Source organism: Polaromonas sp. P3_B4, from assembly GCF_056402835.1.
Window position 1 is genome coordinate 83040 of record NZ_JBFUGQ010000003.1, and the last position, 21557, is coordinate 104596.

9 protein-coding genes are annotated in these 21557 nt (G+C 62.4%); 1 reads left to right on the plus strand and 8 read right to left on the minus strand.

Translation table 11 applies throughout. From position 1 onward, the window contains the following. Positions 1-73: 73 nt before the first annotated feature. The 3 genes from AC1DVV_RS20115 to glnK form a co-directional block, all read right to left on the minus strand. Positions 74-1000, minus strand: coding sequence for an SMP-30/gluconolactonase/LRE family protein (locus tag AC1DVV_RS20115; protein ID WP_457281748.1), 927 nt, complete (start codon positions 998-1000; stop codon positions 74-76). Positions 1001-1225: 225 nt separating this feature from the next. After that, positions 1226-2764, minus strand: a complete 1539-nt coding sequence (locus AC1DVV_RS20120; protein ID WP_457281749.1) for an ammonium transporter — start codon at positions 2762-2764, stop codon at positions 1226-1228. 32 nt (positions 2765-2796) lie between these two features. After that, the gene (gene glnK, locus AC1DVV_RS20125) at positions 2797-3135 is read right to left on the minus strand and encodes a P-II family nitrogen regulator (protein WP_077591625.1); all 339 of its coding nucleotides are present in this window, start codon (positions 3133-3135) and stop codon (positions 2797-2799) included. A 581-nt stretch (positions 3136-3716) separates the two neighbouring features. Here glnK and AC1DVV_RS20130 point away from each other — a divergent pair. Beyond that, entirely contained in the window at positions 3717-5261 is a 1545-nt protein-coding gene (locus tag AC1DVV_RS20130) for a YifB family Mg chelatase-like AAA ATPase (RefSeq protein WP_477689674.1), read from the plus strand. Between the two features lie 43 nt (positions 5262-5304). On the opposite strand, the gene AC1DVV_RS20135 is transcribed toward AC1DVV_RS20130, so the two are convergent. From AC1DVV_RS20135 to AC1DVV_RS20155, 5 genes are all read right to left on the minus strand, one after another. Then, positions 5305-9444, minus strand: coding sequence for an OmpA family protein (locus tag AC1DVV_RS20135; RefSeq protein WP_477701550.1), 4140 nt, complete (start codon positions 9442-9444; stop codon positions 5305-5307). After that, positions 9441-17144: a beta strand repeat-containing protein gene (locus tag AC1DVV_RS20140; protein ID WP_477701551.1), complete on the minus strand. Its 7704-nt coding sequence runs from the start codon at positions 17142-17144 to the stop codon at positions 9441-9443. The genes AC1DVV_RS20135 and AC1DVV_RS20140 overlap by 4 nt, the downstream gene beginning before the upstream one ends. A 628-nt stretch (positions 17145-17772) precedes the next feature. Next, complete coding sequence (locus AC1DVV_RS20145; protein WP_477689677.1) at positions 17773-19098, minus strand: DUF308 domain-containing protein; 1326 nt, start codon at positions 19096-19098, stop codon at positions 17773-17775. 67 nt (positions 19099-19165) lie between these two features. Then, the gene (locus AC1DVV_RS20150) at positions 19166-20377 is read right to left on the minus strand and encodes a M23 family metallopeptidase (RefSeq protein WP_477689678.1); all 1212 of its coding nucleotides are present in this window, start codon (positions 20375-20377) and stop codon (positions 19166-19168) included. A gap of 175 nt (positions 20378-20552) precedes the next feature. Beyond that, positions 20553-21353, minus strand: coding sequence for a glycine zipper 2TM domain-containing protein (locus AC1DVV_RS20155; protein ID WP_457281755.1), 801 nt, complete (start codon positions 21351-21353; stop codon positions 20553-20555). Positions 21354-21557 lie beyond the last annotated feature (204 nt).

Sequence of the window (21557 nt, forward strand, 5' to 3'; positions counted from 1 at the left end):
TGGTACGTGGGTATCGCGCCTGGGGAGTTGATCTTTTTGCATGCCGCCTGTTCGGTTTTTTCAGAGGCGAAGCTCAATCCTCGAAAAAATTCACCGGCAAGCCGGGCACATCCACCCGCATCGAAAACACGCAGCCCGACTCGGGATAGGCCTGCAGCTCGGCAGCTGGCCGGTTGTAGCGTGCCGTGGTGATGTAAAGCGTTTGCAGGTCGTCGCCGCCAAAACACGGCATGGTCGGGCATTGCGCCGGCACGGGAATTTCAGCCAGCAACTCTCCTGCCGGCGACAGCTTGAGAAGGCGCGCACCTTCAAACATGGCCACCCAGTAGTTGCCCTGGATATCCACCGCAGCGCCGTCGGGCCGCCCGCCGTAACCGGGCATGCCGAACTGCCAGCCGGCGGGTTTGCCGGGCCATTGGTGGAAAACGCGGCGGTTTGCCATGGCGTTGCTGTCGGCATCCCAGTCCCAGGCATGTGTGGTGTGCGTGGGGGTGTCCGTCCAGTACACGGTTGCGGCGTCCGGCGACCACGCCAGGCCATTGGCGATGATGGCGCCGCCTGCCTTGCGTTCTACCGCAGGCACAAGGCTATTGCGGCAGTCGATGGAAAAAAGCTCGGCCACGGACTTGTCCCGTGGTTCGTACATCGTGCCGGCCCAGAAGCGGCCGCGCGGATCGGCCTTGCCGTCGTTGAACCGCGTCGTGGCAGTGTCATGGCCGGCCCGCATGAGTTGCTGGAGCTCGGCGCCCCACTCGCGGGCGCGGTAAATGCCGTCGCGCAATGCGATCACCAGGCCACTGCCTTGCCCCTGTGTACGGGCCGGCGCAATGCTGCCGGGCTCCGACGGCATGGGCCAGCTTTGTACCGTCCCCATAAAGACGTTGCAGCGGTGAATCTGCCGGCCTGGAATGTCAACCCAATACAGCATTTGCTCGTCGGGATGCCAGAACGGCGATTCACCCAGTTCACTGGGTTGTGCAACAACGGTTTGCCATGTCATGCGGCGTTCCTTGAAAGGCTGAAAAGTGGATAGGCACCCAAGGTTAGCACCGGCAGGGCCACAGCCGGAAACGCCCCCGCAACCCAATCCCGGCGATCATGCAACGCCCACAAGGCACGCGCCAAAAAAAACAGCCCACCGGCTTGCGCCAGCGGGCTGAACATCCAAAGGAGATACTCAATCAGGGGGCTGCCCTGGGGCAGCCCGAATTCGTCTGACTATGAATTAACGGTTGTAGGCGGTCTCACCATGCGAGGTGATGTCCAGGCCTTCGCGTTCGTCTTCTTCGCTGACGCGCAGGCCGATCGTGAGGTCAACCACCTTGAAGGCGATGAAGGAAACCACACCGGACCAGACGATGGTGATCAGCACGGCCTTGGCCTGGATCCAGACCTGGCCGGCGATGGTGTAAGCGTCAGGCGTCACGGCCGTGGCGGTCACCCAGTCACCCACGAAGCTTGGGCCACCCAGGGCTGGCGAGTTGAAAACGCCGGTGAGCAGCGCGCCCAGAATACCGCCCACGCCATGCACGCCGAACACGTCGAGCGAATCATCGGCGCCCAGCAGTTTCTTCAGGCCGTTCACACCCCAGAGGCAGGCGAAGCCGGCGATCAGGCCGATGATCAGGCCGCCGCCGATGCCGACGTTGCCGGCTGCGGGCGTGATGGCCACCAGGCCGGCGACGGCGCCGGACGCTGCGCCCAGCATCGAGGCCTTGCCGCGCATCAGCGCCTCACCGACGCACCATGCCAGCACAGCGGCAGCGGTAGCACCCAGCGTATTGATGAAGGCCAGGGCGGCGAAGCCGTTGGCTTCCAGGGCGGAGCCGGCGTTGAAGCCGAACCAGCCCACCCACAGCAATGCGGCACCGACCATGGTTAGCGTGAGGCTGTGAGGGGCCATGGCTTCCTTGCCGTAGCCGATACGCTTGCCGATGCAGAAGGCGCCGACCAGGCCGGCGACAGCGGCGTTGATGTGCACCACAGTACCGCCCGCAAAATCCAGGGCGCCCATTTGCCAGATATAACCGCCCTTGGCGCTCATGGCGTCGGCGACTTCCTTGCCGGTGTAGGCGTCAGGGCCCATCCAGAACCAGACCATGTGGGCGATAGGTGCGTAGCTGAAGGTGAACCAGATTGCCATGAACAGCAGCACTGCGGAGAACTTGATGCGTTCGGCAAAGGCGCCGACGATCAGCGCGCAGGTGATGCCGGCAAATGTAGCCTGGAAGGCGGCGAACACGATCTCGGGGATCACGACACCCTTGCTGAAGGTGGCGCCATTGGCAAAGGTGCCCGCAACGTTGTCCCAGATGCCCTTCATGAAGAGCCGGTCGAAGCCGCCGAAGAAGGCGTTGCCTTCGGTGAAGGCCAGACTGTAGCCATAGATAAACCACAGCACGACGATCATCGAGAACGTCACCATGACCTGCATCAGGACCGACAGCATGTTCTTGCTGCGGACCAGACCGCCGTAGAACAGCGCCAGGCCGGGCACGGTCATCATGATGACCAGCAGCGTGGAAACCATCATCCAGGCGGTGTCGCCTTTGTTGGGAACGGGCGCAGCGGCAGCCGGTGCAGAGGCTGCTGCTGCAGCGGCGGGTGCTGTCGCTGCGGCAGGCGCGGCGGCGGAAGCAGCAGCTTCAGCCGGCTTGGCTTCTGCGGCGGAAGCGGCGGGTGCAGCTGCCGGGGCCTGCGCCATCACGGCGCCGGTCGTCAGCAGGCTCAGTCCCAGTACAAGGGAGGCAAGTAGTTTTTTCATGTCTATGTTCTCTTCGTTTTTTGGGGTAAGCCTTACAGCGCTTCCTTGCCGGTTTCACCGGTACGGATGCGCACGACCTGCTCGAGGTTGTAAACAAAAACCTTGCCGTCGCCGATCTTGCCGGTGCGGGCGGCGCCCTCAACCGCTTCAATCACGCGATCCACCAGCTCGTCGGAGACTGCTGCTTCGATCTTGACCTTGGGCAGAAAATCGACGACATACTCGGCGCCGCGGTACAGCTCGGTATGGCCTTTCTGGCGGCCGAAGCCTTTGACTTCAGTCACAGTAATGCCTTGCACGCCAATGCCGGAAAGCGCTTCACGCACTTCGTCCAGCTTGAACGGTTTAATGATGGCCGTTACGAGTTTCATTTTCAGGTTTCCTCCAGGGATGAATAGGGAAGCAGCATCGTCAAGCACCACCTCAGCCGGATTAAGGCTTTTGTACGAGTCATTGCTGATGGAGTCTCCGTAGAAGCTCCAAAGGTTGGCAACTTGCGTGGACTTCTTAGCAGGTAACGTGCCAAAGACGCTTTGCATGGATGACCGGCCTGCCCTTGAACTTCGAGCGAACCTCCGCGAATTGCGCCGGATATGATGCACCAATAAAGGGCAGTCAAGCGCACAATTTTGGAGCATAAAACCAAAAAGGCATCACCAAGCCTGTCTTTAGTGCACGGCGGTCTTCTGCAACGTTCGTTTCTGGGACGGTCAGCACCAGGAGATCGGCGGCAGGAATGCCACGGCGGATCCCGGCACTGACACAACCAGGCAAGTGCGCGGGACAAAAGTGAGTGCCGCTATCGGATGCAGTGGGGCACACCTTTCTGGTGAACCGGCGGGTGGCTTCCCTCGCTAGGCGATACTCGTCTTACGTGAAGGTCTGGTGCGCCTGCAACCCGGGATGGCCTCGGGTTCAGTTGTGATGCCGCCTCTGAGGGAGGGAGTTTCGAATGAGCTTGTCTTTAGTGCATAGCCGCGCCTTGTTGGGCCTGGAAGCAAGGCCGGTGCAGGTGGAGGTGCATCTTGCCAACGGTTTGCCCAGCTTTACGCTGGTCGGGCTTGCGGAAACGGAAGTCAAGGAAGCGCGTGAACGCGTGCGCTCGGCCATCCAGAACGCCGGACTGGAATTTCCCGCCAATAAACGCATTACGGTCAATCTGGCACCCGCCGACCTTCCCAAGGATTCCGGCCGGTTCGACCTGCCCATCGCGCTCGGCATCCTGGCGGCCAGCGGCCAGATCGACGCCCGCAAACTGGAAGGCTATGAGTTCGCCGGCGAGTTGTCGCTGGGCGGCGACTTGCGGCCCATTCGGGGAGCGCTTGCCATGAGCCTCGCCCTGGCGCGCCCGGAACGGCTGGCCGCCGAGAAGCTGCCGAAGCTGGTGCTACCGGAGGCCAGCGCCCAGGAAGCAGCGTTGGTCCCCGGCGCCGAAATCTTTCAGGCGCACCATTTACTCGATGTGGTGAGGCAATTTTTGCCGGGCGACACCCCGATCGAAGCAGGGGAAGGCTGGTCTCGCGTCAAGCCGATCGTGCCTTCGGGGCAGTCCCCGTATCCTGATCTGGCCGACGTCAAAGGCCAGGCGGCGGCCCGACGCGCCCTGGAAATTGCCGCGACCGGCGGGCACAGCGTACTGATGATGGGCGCCCCAGGCTCCGGAAAATCCATGCTGGCACAGCGCTTTGCGGGCCTTCTGCCGGCCATGACCACCGAAGAAGCGCTGGAAAGCGCAGCGGTGGCGTCATTGGGCGGCCGGTTCACGCTGGACAAATGGGCGATACGCCCCACCTGCGCGCCTCACCACACGGCCAGCGCCGTTGCGCTTGTCGGTGGTGGTTCCCCGCCGCGGCCTGGTGAAATTTCCCTGGCGCACCGCGGCATCCTGTTTCTGGATGAGCTTCCGGAGTTTCCGCGGGCAGCCCTGGAAGCCCTGCGTGAACCGCTGGAGTCCGGCACCATCACCATTTCGCGAGCCGCCCAGCGCGCCGAGTTCCCGGCGCGCTTTCAGCTGGTTGCAGCGATGAACCCTTGCCCCTGCGGTTACCTCGGCTCGAGCTTGCGGGCTTGCCGTTGTTCGCCCGAACAGGTGTCGCGTTACCAGGGCAAGCTCAGCGGCCCGCTGCTGGACCGCATCGACCTGCATGTTGAGGTGGGTGCGCTCGCAGCCGATGAACTGGTCAACGCGGCGCCGGGCGAGGCCACCGCCGTTATCAGGGCCCGGGTTGCCACGGCACGTGATCGTGCTATTGCCCGGCAGGGCACCACCAACCAGGCACTGGAAGGCCAGGCCATTGATGCGCAATGCCAGCTCGATGACGCGGCCGCGAAATTCCTGAACACAGCAGCAGCGCGGTTAGGGTGGTCAGGCCGCAGCATTCATCGCTGCCTGAAAGTGGCCAGGACGATTGCCGACCTCGCAGGCGCACAGGCCGTCCAGGTCGTCCACGTCGCGGAAGCCGTGCAGTACCGCCGGGCGCTCAAGGCAGCCCATTGACCGCCGCCGCACAACCGCGCGAAGGCCTGTTAATTTCAAACGTTCAATAGGTGGCAAGCACATTCAGGAACCAGCCCCGGCTGCGGTAAGACAGGTCGGTCAGGTCATCGGAATACTTGGTGAAGTTGTATCCCACCCCAACCTTCACCCCCTTGCCAAGGTGGCGATAGACACCGAGGAGCATGCCGGCTTTTGCATCCTGCGCCTCCGTGGCGCGCAGGTTGCGCCATTCAATCAGGGCGTCCCACTCCTTGACCAAGTGAAGATCCGCCCGGAAGATCAGAAGATCAGCACGGCTGGAGAACCACTCCCCGCCGGCAACCGGCATTTTCAGCTCGCCGATGCGGAACGCGTATTTGGCGCCGACGGAAAGCCACGGCTTCACGTCGTAAATCGTGTCGACGGAAAACACCTGGCTGCGCTGCGCGTAGTCGGCCGCCTGGCCCGAAGGGGTCAGCTGGCCCGCGGTCGGCACGTTGTGCAGGTTGGTGTACTTGAACAGGGTGTTCCAGCGGTCGTTGTCAACCGGCCGGTAGGCGCTGCCCAGCACAAACTCATGGTAGTTACCGTCGACAAAGGCCCCCTGGCTGTTGCTTGAACGCGAGACATTGAGCTTGCCCAGCACGCGCCAGGCAGGGTCCACCTGCATGCCCACTGTGTTGCGCATCAGCCAGGTGGTACGTTCGCCGGACACATTGCTCCGGTCGTTGCGCCACTCAAGATTACCGCCGTATTTCAGGCTGTCCTTTTTGTAGCCGACAGAGCCACCGAGCGCACGGCGCCTGAGGTCACCAGCCAATGGGTCGGACACGGTTCCGAACTCGACCTTGGCGCCCCAGTTCCAGCGGTCATTGGGCGACCAGTCCATGCCAAAGGCTTGCGTCAAGCTTTGCGGGCCGGCCCCATTGACTGCACGGCCCTCGCCGAACACCCGCAATTGATCGGACACGCGGGTGCTTGCACCAGAGACCAGCGTCCCTTGGCGGCCGCGCCACGCGACATCCGGGCTTTCTGTTTCCATCGTGTACGCCAGATAGGCATTGCTCCGGTCGGAGATGCGGTAGTCGGCGCCCAGCTTGCCGCCGGCGCCCATGCTGCCGCCGGATGCTTCGCCGCTGAGCTTCACGCGTTCGCTGACTTGCAGTGCGCCACCCAGGCCGACGCGGTTGTTGGGGTCGCGCGTATCGTCACGCTCCAGCGTCCCCTGAACGTAACCGTAAGCTTCCCAGTTTTCTTTTTCGCCGGGTTTTCCACCCGCACGATCAGGCCGGTAATCCGCCCTCACCTGCGCATCCGTGCGCGATCCGGTCTGGGAAAGCAACGGACTGGCATTCGGCGTGACATTGGAACGATCGTCCGCACGGACCCCGACAGCGACTTCCCATTCGCTGTTCAGCGTCTGCCGCACCGCAAGCTCGGCGTTCTGATTATTCTGCAGATCGCCGTCGCGCTTGTCTGCCTTGACCAGCACGCGCGTGCCCGGAGAAAGCTCCACATCGGCAGCGGCACCGGCCTGCCGGACCGCCTCGCCGCCTATGCCAATCTGCCCTGGGGCCGAATAACCGCGGTCACGGTTCTGGACATAAGAGGTGATCTTCCCCTTCATGCTGTCGGTGACTTCGGCGAGATCCACCGAGCCTTCCAGACGTTCTGCGCCGGCCGACTGGATGCCGCCGTTGCTCAGCGTGTTAAATCCAAAGCCGCCATCAAGAGAGGTTTGGGCCCCATTGCCCGGCCCCTTTGAGCGTGCCGCCTCAAACTTCAGCCAGGTGCCAGGCTTGTAGCGCAGCGTCCCGTCGATTCCCTTGAGCGTCTGGCTGGATCCTGTTTCGCCCTGGTGGTAGCTGCTGGCGCCCAGCTGCACATGGTCGTTCAGCCATTGGCTCGCGCGAATGCCGGTCGACAGGTTGTTGATGGCCGTGACGCCGGGCGCAAACTCGTATGTCGTCACGAGGTAGACCGGCTGGCCGCCTACCGCAGACGCCATGATCAGGCCGGCGCCGGCGCCAGTCGCGGACAAGGGCGACTGCAACAGAATACGGCCTTGAAGGTAGTTGATCTCGTAATCCTGCGTAGGTGCGAGCTCGCGGCGCTCGATCACCATGCCGGAGTCCTTGTCGCGGACCTCGATCCAGACGCGCTCCGAGCCCTGTGTGATGTCGAGGTGGCGCAGGTAGTACAGCGAGCCTCCCGTGCCGCGAAACTCCTCGCGCGAAGCCAGCGTTCCCGGATCGGCGGCAAAAGCATCAATCTGGGTCTGTTTTTCGCCATAGGTCGTGGCATCTTCAGAGCGGTAGCGTACCTGTGCGCCATATAGGCCGCGTGAGTATTGCATCAGCTCCGTTCCGCTCCACGAAGTCTGGAAGTTACCCCACATGACGTGCGAGTCGCCTTTTTGCAGTTTGACAAAAAACTTGCCCTGCGTCGGCGCATCATCCACCGTTGTGCTGTCATCGCCGTAGACGGGGTAATAGAGGTTGGGGTCAATACTGCGCAGAAGGTATTTGGGATCCTTGCTGGAGAAGTTGGAAAACAGGTCCTCGACAGGACCTTCCCGGGTATCGGCCGAAGCCGTCAGCAGCCATTCGCCCTTGATTTTCCCCTTGAGGTAAAAAGCGGCGCGGCCATCGACATACACCTTGTCTTCGTAGTGACTCATGTCACCTGTCACCAGTTTCGCAGGCCCGGAGACATTGTTTTTCCCGACCGTCAAATCCCCTAGTGCCAGGTAAAACCAGTCATCCGCGGCGATGTTGAGGTTGCGGCGAAAGGTGCTTGCGCGCCCGTCCGACTCTTTCAGCGTCACCTCTACAGACTGCGGACCTGCCGGCATGATTTGTTTCATGGCGAACTTGCCCTGCGCATCGATCGGCAGCTCCAGCCCCAGCGCTTCGATACGTTGGCCCGGCTTGAGATTGGTACCGTTGACCGTGACCGTGCCCCCGGTGACCGGAATATTGCGCAAAGCCAGGCTGTTTTCGCCATACCCCGTCAGCCGCTCGCGCTCGAGCTTCTCCGCATCTTCATTGACCGGCATGGCGCGCGCCAGAAGGTTCAGGGATTTCAGACTGGTCTCGTCGAAACGCCCCTGGGCGTCATAAACACGCAGGAGGTAGAACACCTGGTCGCCGGCTGTGTTGGCCGGAACGGTCCAGTTGAGCGCGCCTGACCATGTGATGGGCACGACCTCAAAAGGATGCTCCTGTGTCTTCTGCCCTGCACGGAAAAGCCGCAGTTCGGCCTTTTTGATCCAGGGAATGTAGTTTGACCAGGCCCGAAACTCCGCCACCTCGCCCTTGACCGCTGCGTTGGGTGTGGCCCAGGCATTCATCACCGGCGCAATGGCCAGGCTGTCATAACGCACCTGGATGTCAGCCTTCTCGAGCGCGACGTCGGCGCACCGCTGGCCATCTGCCTCATTGGGAATCTCGGAGGCATTGATCGGCTCGCCATCAATCGTGATGCGAAACGGCACGGTGGACTGCCCCACGGCCTGTGGCGTGCAGGGCTTGGCGGCCGCCAGCGGAACAGGAACGCCCGCCGGCGCTGCGGCATCGAACCACACGCGCAGTTCGACGCGGCGATTGCGGGCCATCCCTTCAGACGTTGCGTTCGATGCCAACGGTTTGTTCTCGCCTGCACCTTCGATCGAATAAGTGATGGCGGGATTGTTCAGCTGCTGCTTGAGATAGGCTGCAACCGCCAGAGCACGGGCCTCAGAGAGCCCCTGGTTATCCCTGAAGATCCGCCTGGTTTCAGGCGCCAGACGCTGGTTGTCCGTGTGCCCGACAACAGCAATGCGCATGCCTGGAGACGATGCCCCCCTGGCGCGTATCTCGGCGGCCAGCGCTTCGATGGACGCTTTGGCGGCGGGCAGCAACTCGGCCTTGCCCGATACAAAAAGGCTCAGGCCGCTGGCTTCTTCCAGCGCCTTGTTGACGGAGGCGACGCTCTGCGGCACCTGTGCGGCGCGGCTGCGCATGCCTGCCGCCTCTTCCCGCGTAACGCCCGAAGGCAACGGGTAGCTGATGGCCGGCTGCACCTCCGAAGGCGGAGGCGCCGAGAACAGGTCGATGCGGCCATTGTCAATTCGCTTGCCGCTGACTTCGGTAGCGGCCCATACAGAAGACCCTGCACAAAGGACGCTGACGGCTACTGCAATGGTGTGTGTACGGAAATTCATTTCGCCGACTCCAGCTCGGTTTCAATCATCAAGGGATGGAGGGGTTCACTGTCTGTTTCCGCGCGCTCCTTCTTTCGCCTTTCCTTCCACAAGGTCTGTATCCGGTCACTGATCGCCGACACGCGTTTTTCCGCAAGCCCTGCCGCCTCGGCGCCTCGGTGATAGGCAATGCGCAGGATGGATGGACGTGTCGCCAGTTGCGAAGGCAGCTTTTCCAGCACCGCGAGATACGCAGGCTGCAACTCCGTGCCGTCGTTCAGGAATGCAGCGCCGGAGAGTTCGAGCCGGACCACACGATGGACCGTCGCGCCGAAATTGAGCTTCACCATCTTGCCGCGTGTCACCCGGACATCACGCGGGTTTTCGGTTGTCAACCGATAGCCCGAAGGCAGGGTTCTTTCGTCCACCTTCATCACGAAGTTGGAACCGCGATCAGCGTTCGGGATTGCCGCGCAAGCCACGTGGAAGCGTCCATCATGGTCGCTGGTAACCAGCAACCCGCGCGCAGTTGCAATGCGGACATTCGCGATGCCCGGCTCCCCCTCGTCCTGGTAACCATTGGCGTTCTTGTCGTCAAAGACCTTGCCGATGATGTCGGAGCAATCGAAGGTGGGATCGGGGACCACACGCACCGTCGCTGTGGCCGTGTTGGACACCTGGGCGTTGACCAGCGCATTGCGGGCTGCGACCTGATTAACGTAAGTACCTTCCGACACACCGCTGCCGACCACCAGCAGCATGCGCAGTGTTTTGCGCTCACCTGCGGTAAACGTCTGGCCGGCCCAGGTGAGGTTGCGTCCGCTCACCGTGGGCTCAAGTGCCACGCCATTGAGCGATGCCGAGCCGGTGCGATACCTGAAGCCCGCCGGAATCACATCCACGATGTTGATGTTGCCGAGCACCGCATTCAGCGTGTTGGTCGCCGTGATGTTGTACGGCACCAGGTCGCCACGGACCACGTTGACCAGCGGTGTGCTCTTTGTCATCACAATCGCGCCACCCAACACCGGGTCCAGCGGGATATGGTTGTTCAACACGTTGGCAGAGCCTGGAACTGCGGCGAAGGTGAACGTGTAGAAGTACTGGGTCGTGGCCGCACCGCCCGCAAGGGCCAGGGTGTTGTTGGGGCAAGCTGCGGGGTTGTGCAGCGGCACGCCCGCTGTGGGTGCGAAGTTGCTGTTCTGCACCAATGCCGGGTCTGGGCTCGGAGGCGCCAGGCCCACGCCCAGGGTCGCGGTACAGGCCGGAATAATCGCCGACGGACCGGGCAGGTAGCCCGGTGGCGACGTCACCGTCAGCGTGTACAAGGTCGCGCCTGCCGGAGCGCCGCCCAGCAACAGGAACTGGTAAGAACCATCAGCACCGGTGGTCTGCGTCAGGCTGCCGCCAATCACGTCGGCTGCGGTGAGGCCTGGGGCCGAGAGTGTGACGATGGCGTTGGGTACAGGCTGACGGCTGACCGCGTCATAAATCACCCCGCTCGGATCCAGCGGCAGGCTCTGGGCCAAGGTCGTGGTGCCAGCGGTTAGCGTAAGGCCTCTTAACGTTCCGTCGGTATTGTTCGCACCGGCCGGGTTGGAGGTCGAATTCACCTGTCCATTCGTATAGGGCAATCCGGTCTCATTGGGCACTGGGCGTCCATAGATGCGCCCGCTTGTGGGCTCCCGAAAGCGGATCTGGTAACCCGAGCCCGGCGCCACGCTGGGAAAGCTGTAAGCGCCGTTTGCGTCGGAGGTGGTGGTACCCACCACCACGCCGCCGAGTGTCAGCTCGACGATCCAGCCCGGGACCAATGGTTCACCTGGGTCCTTGATGCGGTCATGGTTGAGGTCGCGCCACACGCTGCCCTGTACCGCCGCCACATCGGAGATCGCCGTGGGGTCGGTTGCCGTGTTGTTGCCGGAAAAGCCGCTGGGCTCATTGCCGCCGGAAACCACCGCCGTGTTCACCAGGACCTGTCCGGACAAACCGGCAGCCACCGCAACACGCACCGTGATAACGGGCGCCGTCGCCCCGGATGCGATCACGCTGTTGGTGTTGCAGGTGACGGTTGTGGCGGTGTTGGAGCAAGACCACGTTGCGCCGCCATTGACGGCAGCTACAGTCATACCCACGGGCAAGGTGTCGACCACCGTCACGGTGGCGGACGTCGCCGCTGCACCGACGTTGGAGACGGTGATGGTGTAGAAGCCCGTGCTGGATCCCTGGGCGAAGCTGACCGGCGCGTGCGTTTTGGCGATCGCAAGATCAGGCGCATTGCCCGGGATTTCAGCGAAATTGTTGTCAGCCGACACGGCGTTAGCGGTGGCGAGCGGAATGTTCGAGATCGAGGACACCGGATTGGCTGGCAAGGTCGCCGTTCCACCCGTGCTACCGGCAATGGTCTGGCCATTGGTCGTGCCCGTCGCCTGGGGCAACGGCTGTGTCACGGTATAGGTACCCTGGGCCAACCCGGTGAAGCTATAGGTTCCGTCGGCCAGCGTGACTGTTGACCTGGAGACAGCGAGCCCATTGATGTCGGTGCCCGTCAGATTGATCGTCTGTCCGCCGATGCCGTGATCGCTTCCATTCATCAGGCCGCTGTTGTCATAGTCCAGGAAGACCTTGCCGGAAATCGTGCCGCCATTGGACACCTCGGCGAAGTTGTTGCCGCTCGAAACCGTATTGGGCGGCAGCACGATGCTGCTGATCCGGCTCGGTGTGACGGCCGGTGTGGTCGCCGTTCCGGGTGTTCCGCCATTCGGAACAGCACCCGCGGTGGTAATGCCGTTGGAGGTGCCGGCGGGTTGTGCGGGCTCCACCACGCTGTAAGTTCCAGGCAAAAGATTGCCGAACGAATAGTTGCCCGTCGCGTCGGTGACCGTGGTCGCGATCAGTGCATTGCCTGCGTCCCTGAGCTCGATGGTGACGCCTGCGAGCGGATCGTCTGCGCCGTCCTGTGCGCCGTTGTTGTTCAGGTCCTTGAACACTTTGCCTGAAATGGTCGAAGGAACGACTTCGGCAAAGTTGTTGTTGGCGGAGCCCGAAATTTCGGCGGCTGCGCCGTCACCATTGAGAACCACGTTGGTGATCTGGCTGGTGGTAGCCGTGGGGTTGGATGCCGCACCGGCTGAACCCGTGCTGCCATTGATGCCACTGATGGGGCCGGCGGTCGTGATGCCGTTGGTGGTTGCCGCGGGCTGCGCTGGCTGGCAAACGGAGTAGCTGCCGGCTGCCAGTGAGGAGAACAGGTAGTTGCCGAGCGCATCGGTGGTTCCTGTCGTCAGCAGTGCGCCACTGCAGTTTGCGCCGCTGCGCAGTTCAATGCCGACCCCGGCGATCCCCGTGTCGGTGCCGTTCTGAAAGGTGCCGTTGGGCGTGACGTTGTTGTCTCTGAAAACCTTGCCGGAGATGTAGCCAAGGGTGCTGATCGTCAACGTCGCATTGGCAGGCGCCTGGTTGTTGCCCAGATTCGTTTGCAGGGCACCGGCGGGAATGTTGTTGGTGTGTACGCCAGCCGTCAGCCCCGTCACATTGACATCAATCGTACAGCCACCTGCGGGGACCGTGCCGCCGCTATTGAGCCTCACGCTGGTGGCGTTGGCGGCAGCCACGACAGTTCCACCGCAGGAGGTCGTCATGCCCGGAGCTGCCGTCAAACGGATCTGGCCGGGTGCCGTCGGCAGGACGTCGTCAAAATCCGCGCTCAAGGTCATTGCTGCGGCGTTCGTGTTGCCGATGACGATGCTCAGGCGCGATACGCCGCTCGGTGGGATCACCGCAGGGGTGAACTGCTTGCCGACGGTCGGCGGGGTGGAGGTAATGAGCTGTGCGCTGGTGGGCTCCTGGTTGGTGACGCCCTCGGTGGTAGTAATGCTCCCGGTCGGGATGGTGTTGGTGTACACGCCCGAAATGTTGCTCAGAACATTCACCGTGACGGTACAGAACCCATTGGCTGCGAGTGTGGCCCCGGTCAGGCGAACGCTGGTGGCGGACGCTGCGGCAACAACAGTGCCGCCTGCACAGGTCGTGGCCGCAGCTGGCGTAGGCGCGACGACAAGTCCGGCGGGCAATGCGTCCGTCAAGGTCATGCCGTTGAGCTGTGTGTTGTTGGGATTGTCGAAACGAATCGTCATCACCGACACCGCGCCAGGCGCCTTGGTGTCGGACCCGGTTGTGAACCCGACAGGATTGCCTGCATCCAGTGTGCGGGCGCTGAAGGCCTTGTGCACCACTACCGGTGACTTCGCGCGCAGCGTATCGCTCGTAGGCTGGGTGTTCGCCAGGGCATTGCCGCCCGCGCTTGCCGTCAGTGCGTTGGCTGGAATGGTGTTGACATAGTCGCCTTGCGCCGCCACAAAGACGTCGATTTCCACCTGGCAGGTTGCTGGCACATTTCCGGCCGCGGCGACGATGATGCCGCCCGAAAGTTGCACCGTGTTGGCCGTCGAAGAGACCGTCGCACCCTGACATGTCGTCGTCGGATTCGCGCCACTGGGAACAGTCACGCCGGCCGGCAAGGTGTCGGTGACCGCCAGGTCGCTGACGGGCTGTGAAAGCGGGTTATAGAAAGTGATGCGCAAGCGGGACCGGGTACCCGGCGCCACCACGTTGGGCGTGAACTGCTTGACGATGCCAATGTTCGTGCTGATCGCCAGGCTGGTCGTTGCCGGGTTGGCATTGGTCAGGTTCTGGTCGGTGATGATGGCACCGGGCGGAATGGTGTTCGTGTTGCCACCGGTTACGGCAGACGTCACGTTGACCGATATCTGGCAGGTCGCGTTTACCGCCAGGTTTGCCCCTGACAGACGGACCGATCGCGCGCCCGCCGCAGCGGTCACAACCCCGCCCGGGCACGTCGTTGCGGTTGCCGGGGTAGGTGTCACCACCCACCCATTGTTGGTGCCGCCTGCAACACCGCCGACCGTGAAGTAGTCGGTGATGTCCAGGTTGGTAACCGCCTGGGACCCGTTGGATAGGTTGATCGTCAGCCGGCTCACCTGGCCGGGGAAGGCCAGGGAACTGATGGAAGTCGTTTTGCTGACGGCCAGGCCGGTGGGGGCATTGAAAAGCAGCGTGCCGACAACGGCGGTGACATTACGCACGCCGCCGTCCGCGAGGATGCCGTTGGGAGGGATGCTGTTGACCCAGTTCGCGGCACCTGTTGCCACCACATCAAACAGGAAGGCGCAATTTCCGCCGCCCGCCACATTGGCACCGGTCAGGGTTGCGCTGCCTGCCCCTGCAACAGCCGTGATGGATGTGCTTCCCGCGCAGGTCGTCTGCGCATTGGGCGGGGTGGCCAGCACCATGCCCGCCGGGAGTGGGTCGGTCACACTGACGTTTGTCAGTGCAAGCGCGCTCGAATTCAGGAGCTGAACCGTGACCGTTGATTTGCCGCCCGAGGACACGCTGGGTGGATTGAAGCTCTTGTTCGCGGTCAGCGCGGAGGTGTAGGTCAGCTGGGGGGTGTTGGTTGATACCGTACCCAGTGTGTGTGTCGTGCCGTTCCCGTAGGTTTCGGTGCCGTCGACCGTCGCGGTGTTGTTATAAACGCCGGCCGGCCCTACGACATCCACCTGCAAGTTACAGCTGCCGTCCGCACCCGTGCCGTTGTTGGCGCGAGCCGGAACGGTGCCGCCAGTGATGCCGATCGAAGTGGAACCGGCAACCGCCGTGATGGCGGGGGCGCCGCAGGTGCTTGCCGCGTTGGCCGGATTGGCGATGCGAAGCTGCCCCCCACCGCTGGTTGCCAATTGCAGAGTATCCGAGACCGCAACGTTGGTCAGTGGGTTCGCCGACTTGTTCGTCAGCGTGATGGTCATGCGGACAATGGTTCCCTCGGCAAACGTGCTGGCGCCGGGAGAGGACTGGGCAAACGCCTTCGTTGCAGCGAGCACGGGCGGGTTGGTGCCTACGCTGGTGGAGTTGGAAGCACCCCCGTTGCAAGTGGCGCCGCCGTTGTAGCAAACCCCACCGGCAGCGATGACGTTGTTCGAGGTGGCCACCGCAACAGTGGACGCCATGGCCCACATGGTGATGGTGCAGGCACCCGGTACGCTGACACTGGTGCGGGCCGGGACGGTGTCAATGGTAAAGACCGGCGCATTGCTGCCCAGTGCGCTCGCAGAGTTGACGTTGCCGCAGCCCGCGCTGACAGTCGGCGTGTAATTCAAGCCGTTGATCGTGCCGGTGAGGAATGTCTGGCCGTTGGTGAAGTTGTCCGTCACCGATACGGTATTGATCGCACCAGCGCCGAAGTTTTGCACGGTGATCTGGTACTGGATCGGGTTGCCCGGCGCCACAGGTGTCGTGGGTTGTACCGATTTGAGAACACGGAGGTCGTCGGCAACCAGGATGGTGGCCGATACCGCCTGGCTCTTGATGGCGGGATCGCCCACATCCACGGCGCCTTGGGGGATGCTGTTGGTGTAGGTCACCGGCACGCCGTTCACCTGAACAGCTGCGGTGAAGTTCACTGTCACCGTGCAGCTGCCATTGGCGGGAATGGTCCCGCCGGTCAGCCTGACGCCTTTGTTGCTGTTGATCGCGGCAGCGGCGCCGCCCGCACAGCTGGTCACCGCCGATGTGACGTTTAACCCTTTTGTCGGGTCGACGCCACCAATCCCGTCGATCGGCGTGTCATCAAAGGTGGTGACAGTCAGTGGCGTATTGCCGCTATTGCTCAAGGTGAGGGTAAGAAAGCCCGTGGCACCGCTTGAAAGGGAGGTGCTGGGCGTAAAGCCCTTGGACACACCGAGCGGAGACCGGACCGTCACGCTGGCCTGCGCATTGGCCTGGGCGGGCAGTCCAAGCACATTGGTGAAGTCGGTGCTCCGGTTGATGATGTTGTTCTGGGCACCGGTCGAGAACTGGCCGTTGGTCTGGTTCGCCTCCACATTCACAACGAAGGTGCAACTCCCGTTTGCCGGCAGATCTCCGGTGCCGGTCACACTGGTTGCGCCCGCTGCCGGTGCGGGATTGAAGGCCGGTACCGGACCGCTGGTGCAGGTTGCATTCGCGCCGGGCGTTGCCGCGACCTTCATGATGGCGCTGCCACCGAGCTGGGGAAAGTTATCGGTGATGCTGAACCCGGAAATTGCCACCGGGTTCGGGTTGACCAGCGTGATGGTCAGAGGTGTCGAAGCGCCTCCCAGTACCAGCGTCGAGCTGGTGAATGCCTTCGAAATTTGCGGTTGCTGCAGCGCCCGCACCGTAAAGGTCTGCGACACGTCTCCAACGTTGCTTCCGCCGGTACTGGTGACCGCGCCATTGAGGATTTGATACGCATAGGAGGTTGCGTTGCCGGTCGAGGTGCCGACCGTCACCGGAATATCGATGACACACTGGCCGTCAATCCCGCCGGCGGCGGCAGGTATGGTACCGCCAGCCAGGGCAAGCGCCTGAGTTCCCGGGTTGGCGGTCAAAGCCCCACCGCAACCATTTATGGCCGCAGACGCAACGCTGAGGCCGTTGGGCAGAAGGCCAGGCAGGCTGTTGCTGAAGTCCACGTTGGTGGCGGGCACCGGATCGCTGTTGGACAAGGTAATCCGCAAGGTTGCCGTCTCGCCGGGATACATCCCTTGCGCCGGAATGATCGCGGTCACCGAAGCCGTCAAGGCTTGGGCCGCAACGGGCATCAATCCAATGGCCAATCCGAGAGCCGCAGCACGAAGCAAGGAGCCGGCAGAGGCTTTCGCCAGAAATTTCGAGGACAACATAGGCAGTTCGACTCTTTGAATGCTTGGGAACCGTGCCGGTAGGCAGTCCGCAGGAGCACCGAGTCAACGCTGGCAGAGGACGTACAGCGTTCACTCGGCATGTCTCATGTCAGACAACATACTGGTAACAAACAGTACGAAGATTAACTATGTTGCGATTTTTCTAATACTAAATTTACTACTTTGTTAGTCTGATGTGACAGAAGTGGAACTTTTTAACAACCCTATTAGTTGTATATGTTTCCTTATGTAATTTTTCGTTGTGCCGATGCAAACCAAGTGGACATTTTTGGCAGCAGGCGGAAATACCCGAAGAAACCGCTGTTGAGCCAGGCATGACTGCGGCTTTGTGAACGGAATCCCTCACAACGGACAGAGGGCGGTATCTACGGCCCATGCAGCTCCCGCAAGCGGGAATGGCCAATAGCACCAGTGCGACACGCGCCGTACATGCACCGGCTGTCGAACGCAGACAGGTTGCCTGCAGCAAGGGCTGCGCCTTTGAGGTTCGTCAGCCCTGATGCTTTTTCCTTTTGGATGGGTGTCGCCGGACCCTGGAACGGCCACTAAATCCGGACTTCGGGAGTCCGACCTTCACACAGCGCAGGTCAACCTTCTCGCTGAGCTTTCAAGGGATTTTTTTTGCGCGCTGACGTTGGGGCCGGCGCGTCTTCCACCAGCGCGCAAGGTGCACCCTCAAGTCCTGATGCGGGTGGGTGATGCGCCGGATCGCGCCGGCATAATCCAGCGCCAACCCGGGTGTCCACGCGATCGATTCGGCACGCACCCGAACGCTTCCGGCCAGCCACATGTCTGGGTGAAAGGCCAGGCGCAGCAGGGTTCGCCAGAAAGGTTTGTCGGCAAATACACCTTCCATCGCGGCGTCGATAGCCTCGGTCACGACCACCGAGCAGTTGCGATGCGTCAGGTTATAGGTGTCGTCCTGACGGTACGCTTCCCAGAATGACTGCAGGTGGCCGCGGTTAAACAGGCGAAAGCGGATGCGAAAGGTTGAAGGGCGCGTCGCACCGGCTTCCTGCTCATAAGAAGGAAGCCACATGCCTGGATGGTCGTTGCTTTGTGTGGCGCGCACCTGGTCGACAATGTTGCGCTGCGTGATGGTCAGGCGCACGCGTGGATGGTGGCTGATATACAGCTGCGGCCCGCACTCCAGCGCGACATGGCCGGTAGTAACGCTGCCCTTGCGGGAGAGGGCCGCGATGTACCGGTCGACCAGCGGAAGCCGGATGCGTTCTTCGCTTTGATCCACGGCGGTCCAGATGTGAATCACCATCTGTTCGCCGGACATGCTGGCACCTGCGTGCGGGGGGGATAGCGGCGTACTGGCACCCATCTCCCTTTTCCTTTTATAGAGCTCGATGGCCGCAAGCCGTGACCCCGGCGGCAAGCGTTGCAGGCGCCAGGCGCCGCGCATCACGACGTAGCCGCCCGCCATCAGTGCAAGGCCGGTGCAAAAAGACACGTTCATCGCGGAAGGCAGGGGCCAGTCGGTCACCAGCAATATCGCCATGACCAGATAACCCCAACCGATGATGTTGGAGATGCGCCAGTTCGGATACCGGATCAAAAGACTTGACGCAATGCGGACCAGTCCATTGAAGGTAAATGCGGCGGCGAAAAGAACGGCTGCAGCAATCGAATTGTCCCAGGGGAAGTCCAGCAGCAGACAGGCAAACACCACCATGGCCGCGCCGCGCAACATTTCAAAGCGCCGCCGCGCACGTGTGTGTGTGGTGCCTATCACCAGTTCCACCAGCCCTTGCAACAGCAACACGGCGCCGAACACCCAGCCGGCCATGTCGGTCACACCATCGACCAGGTCTATCAGCACCACGACACCCAGCAACACCGCGAGCAGGCCCGCCACCAGAAAGATCTTCCAGCGCTTCACGAGCGCATCGCCGCCAAAAAGGGTTAGTGCAAGTCTGAACATGTTGGTACGGTGGCCGCCGGGGCCGTGCCACGCGTCAAGGGAATGCGTAGCTCGCAGCGCCCAAGCTTCACTTCAAAGAGGGGAAATCAACCACGTAGCCATTCATGGGCAGGGTGGCGCGCTGAATGGCCTGCTGCTGCGGCAATGCCGTCCACACCACTTTGCCCTGATCGGTCACGTCCGTAGCAACCCCCCTGGCCGTAAACGCGTCGATCACGTAGGGCACCCCTTGCGATGACAAGGGGCCGATGCCGTCCGACACATGGAAATGCAGGTGCGGTGCAGTGGTGTTGCCGGAATTTCCCAGCAGCGCCAGCACCTGGCCGCGCTTGACGCGGTCGCCGACACCCACCTTCAGCGAGCCCGGCTGCAGATGTGCATAAAACGCGTAGTAGCCACGTCCCAGGTCCAGGATCACATGGTTGCCCGTCACGTTTTGCATGGTCGTGTCGGGCGGCAAGGCGTTAGGCACCCGCTCAGGCAGCCCGTCGAGCACGGAAACCACTTTGGCATCCGCTACGGCAATCGCTTTTTGCCCATAGGTCGGCCAGTTTTCGTTCTTGTTGCTGTCGCCGTTGCTTTGCTGCGAGTTCGCGTCTATCTTGATCCAGTCGATTGCAAACCGCTGGCTGACGTAGAGAACGCCGTTCACCGGGATGCCGGCACGCCGGTGCGGAACCTCCCTGCAGCAGCCATTGAACGCAACCCAGCCGGAGCCCTCAAGCGGAGGGCCGATCAACGGCGCGGGCCGGGTGCTGACAGACACGGTGCCACCGGTTTGCGACGTCTGGACAAGGCCTTCACTCGCAGGTTTGACGGCGGCCGTGAGCCTGACTTCAGGTGCGGAGGTCACCACGCGATGCGACAGGGCTTTGGGGAGAGCCTGGCCGGCCTCCAGCACTACGTCAATCCAGAACAAACCGGCCTGTGCCGCGCCGATGCTGTCACCGCCCGCGCCGTCCAGCAACGAAAAACTGCCCGCAACATCCGCCCCGGCGACGGTGGTCAACACCTTGCCGGAAGCGGCATCCAATACCTCCAGCGATACCAGCTTGACCGGCGCGGCCCGCGCATTGGTGACCTGCAGCTCGTAGTCGATGTGCACACGCCCATCAGCGCCGCGAAAAGGCACGGGGCGTGAGGCAGCGCTCAGCAGTACGGGCGTGTTCTGGTCGTGCGCACCGGCAAATTCCAGGTTGTTCAGTCCGGGTTTGGGTCCTGCCGCAAAGGCGTGCAGACTTCCGGCAAGTACCAGCACGGCCACAAAAAAACGACGCATGCGATCCTCCTTGTGATGGCGGGGCCATCATAGCGCCAAGCATCGCACCGTCGAAGCATAAAAGGGAGCGTGCCGCGCGAAGGAATCCCGCGCGGCATCAGAAGGGAGACTCAACGGGGCAAGCGCCCACACAAGCAGGCGCACTAAAGCTTGCGCCTTCCGGTCTCTGACTAGATCAGCGGTTGCTGTAGCCGGGAGACTGCTGCTGCGTGACCACGGGGGCCGGCGGCGGTTTGGGGCCGTAACTGGCGCCGTCCTGGGTCCGCAAGGTCGCCCCTTCCACCGTCACGCGGCTGCCAACACTGGGAGCTTGGGCAACTTCTACCAGGCGGTGAGAACCGTCTTCCATGCGCACGCCGACCTGGTAAACCGTTTCCTTGCGAACATGCCCTTCGATGGCGTTGCCGGCGAAACCGCCACCCACCGCACCCAGGATGGTGGCTGCCGTACGCCCACCGCCATGGCCGACCTGGTTACCGAGCACGGCGCCCAGCACGCCACCCGCCACAGCACCTACGCCAGGGCCGGCCGGCTTGGTGGAGCGCTCAACCGGCGTCACCGATTCCACCGCGCCGCACACATGGCACACAGGCGCCGGCGCTACGGCGACCGGTGCAGGGTAAGGGGCCGGCGCGGGCGAAATGCCCGCATAACTCGGGGCGGGTGCCGGTTTTGGTGTCGGCTTGACCACTTTCTTGGTCGGCACGGGCGCGGGCTTGGCGGGTGCGGCAACCGGCTTTTCAGCCATGTCGTCCGCCGCATTGCTGGCCGCGGCCATGGGCGGCGCCACTAGCGGCGCGGCTTGCGGTGCTGCGAGTGCCACCGGCGTCGCCGTGACCGGGTTGCGCATCTGGTAAATCATGGTGCCGCCCATGGCCAGAACGGCCACTCCCAGTATGCCGACGGCGGCCCACAAGGGCTTGCTGGCCGACGGGGCCTGCTGGCCCGGCTGAAGAGTTTCGGTGGATGTGTTCATGGCAATTCCCTCTGGTGAAATCAATCGGTCCCGTGGCGGGAGTTCATCTATGGTTGTTCAACGTTTCCCATGCCGCGAAGGTAAACACGCTTTGGCAGGCGGCTGTGTATTTATGTAAACGCAGGTTATTTTCCGGCAAAGTCGCCGTAAACGCGAATTGCAACGGCAGCCCTGAAAACTGTTCACGGTTTGCACCGCACCGTG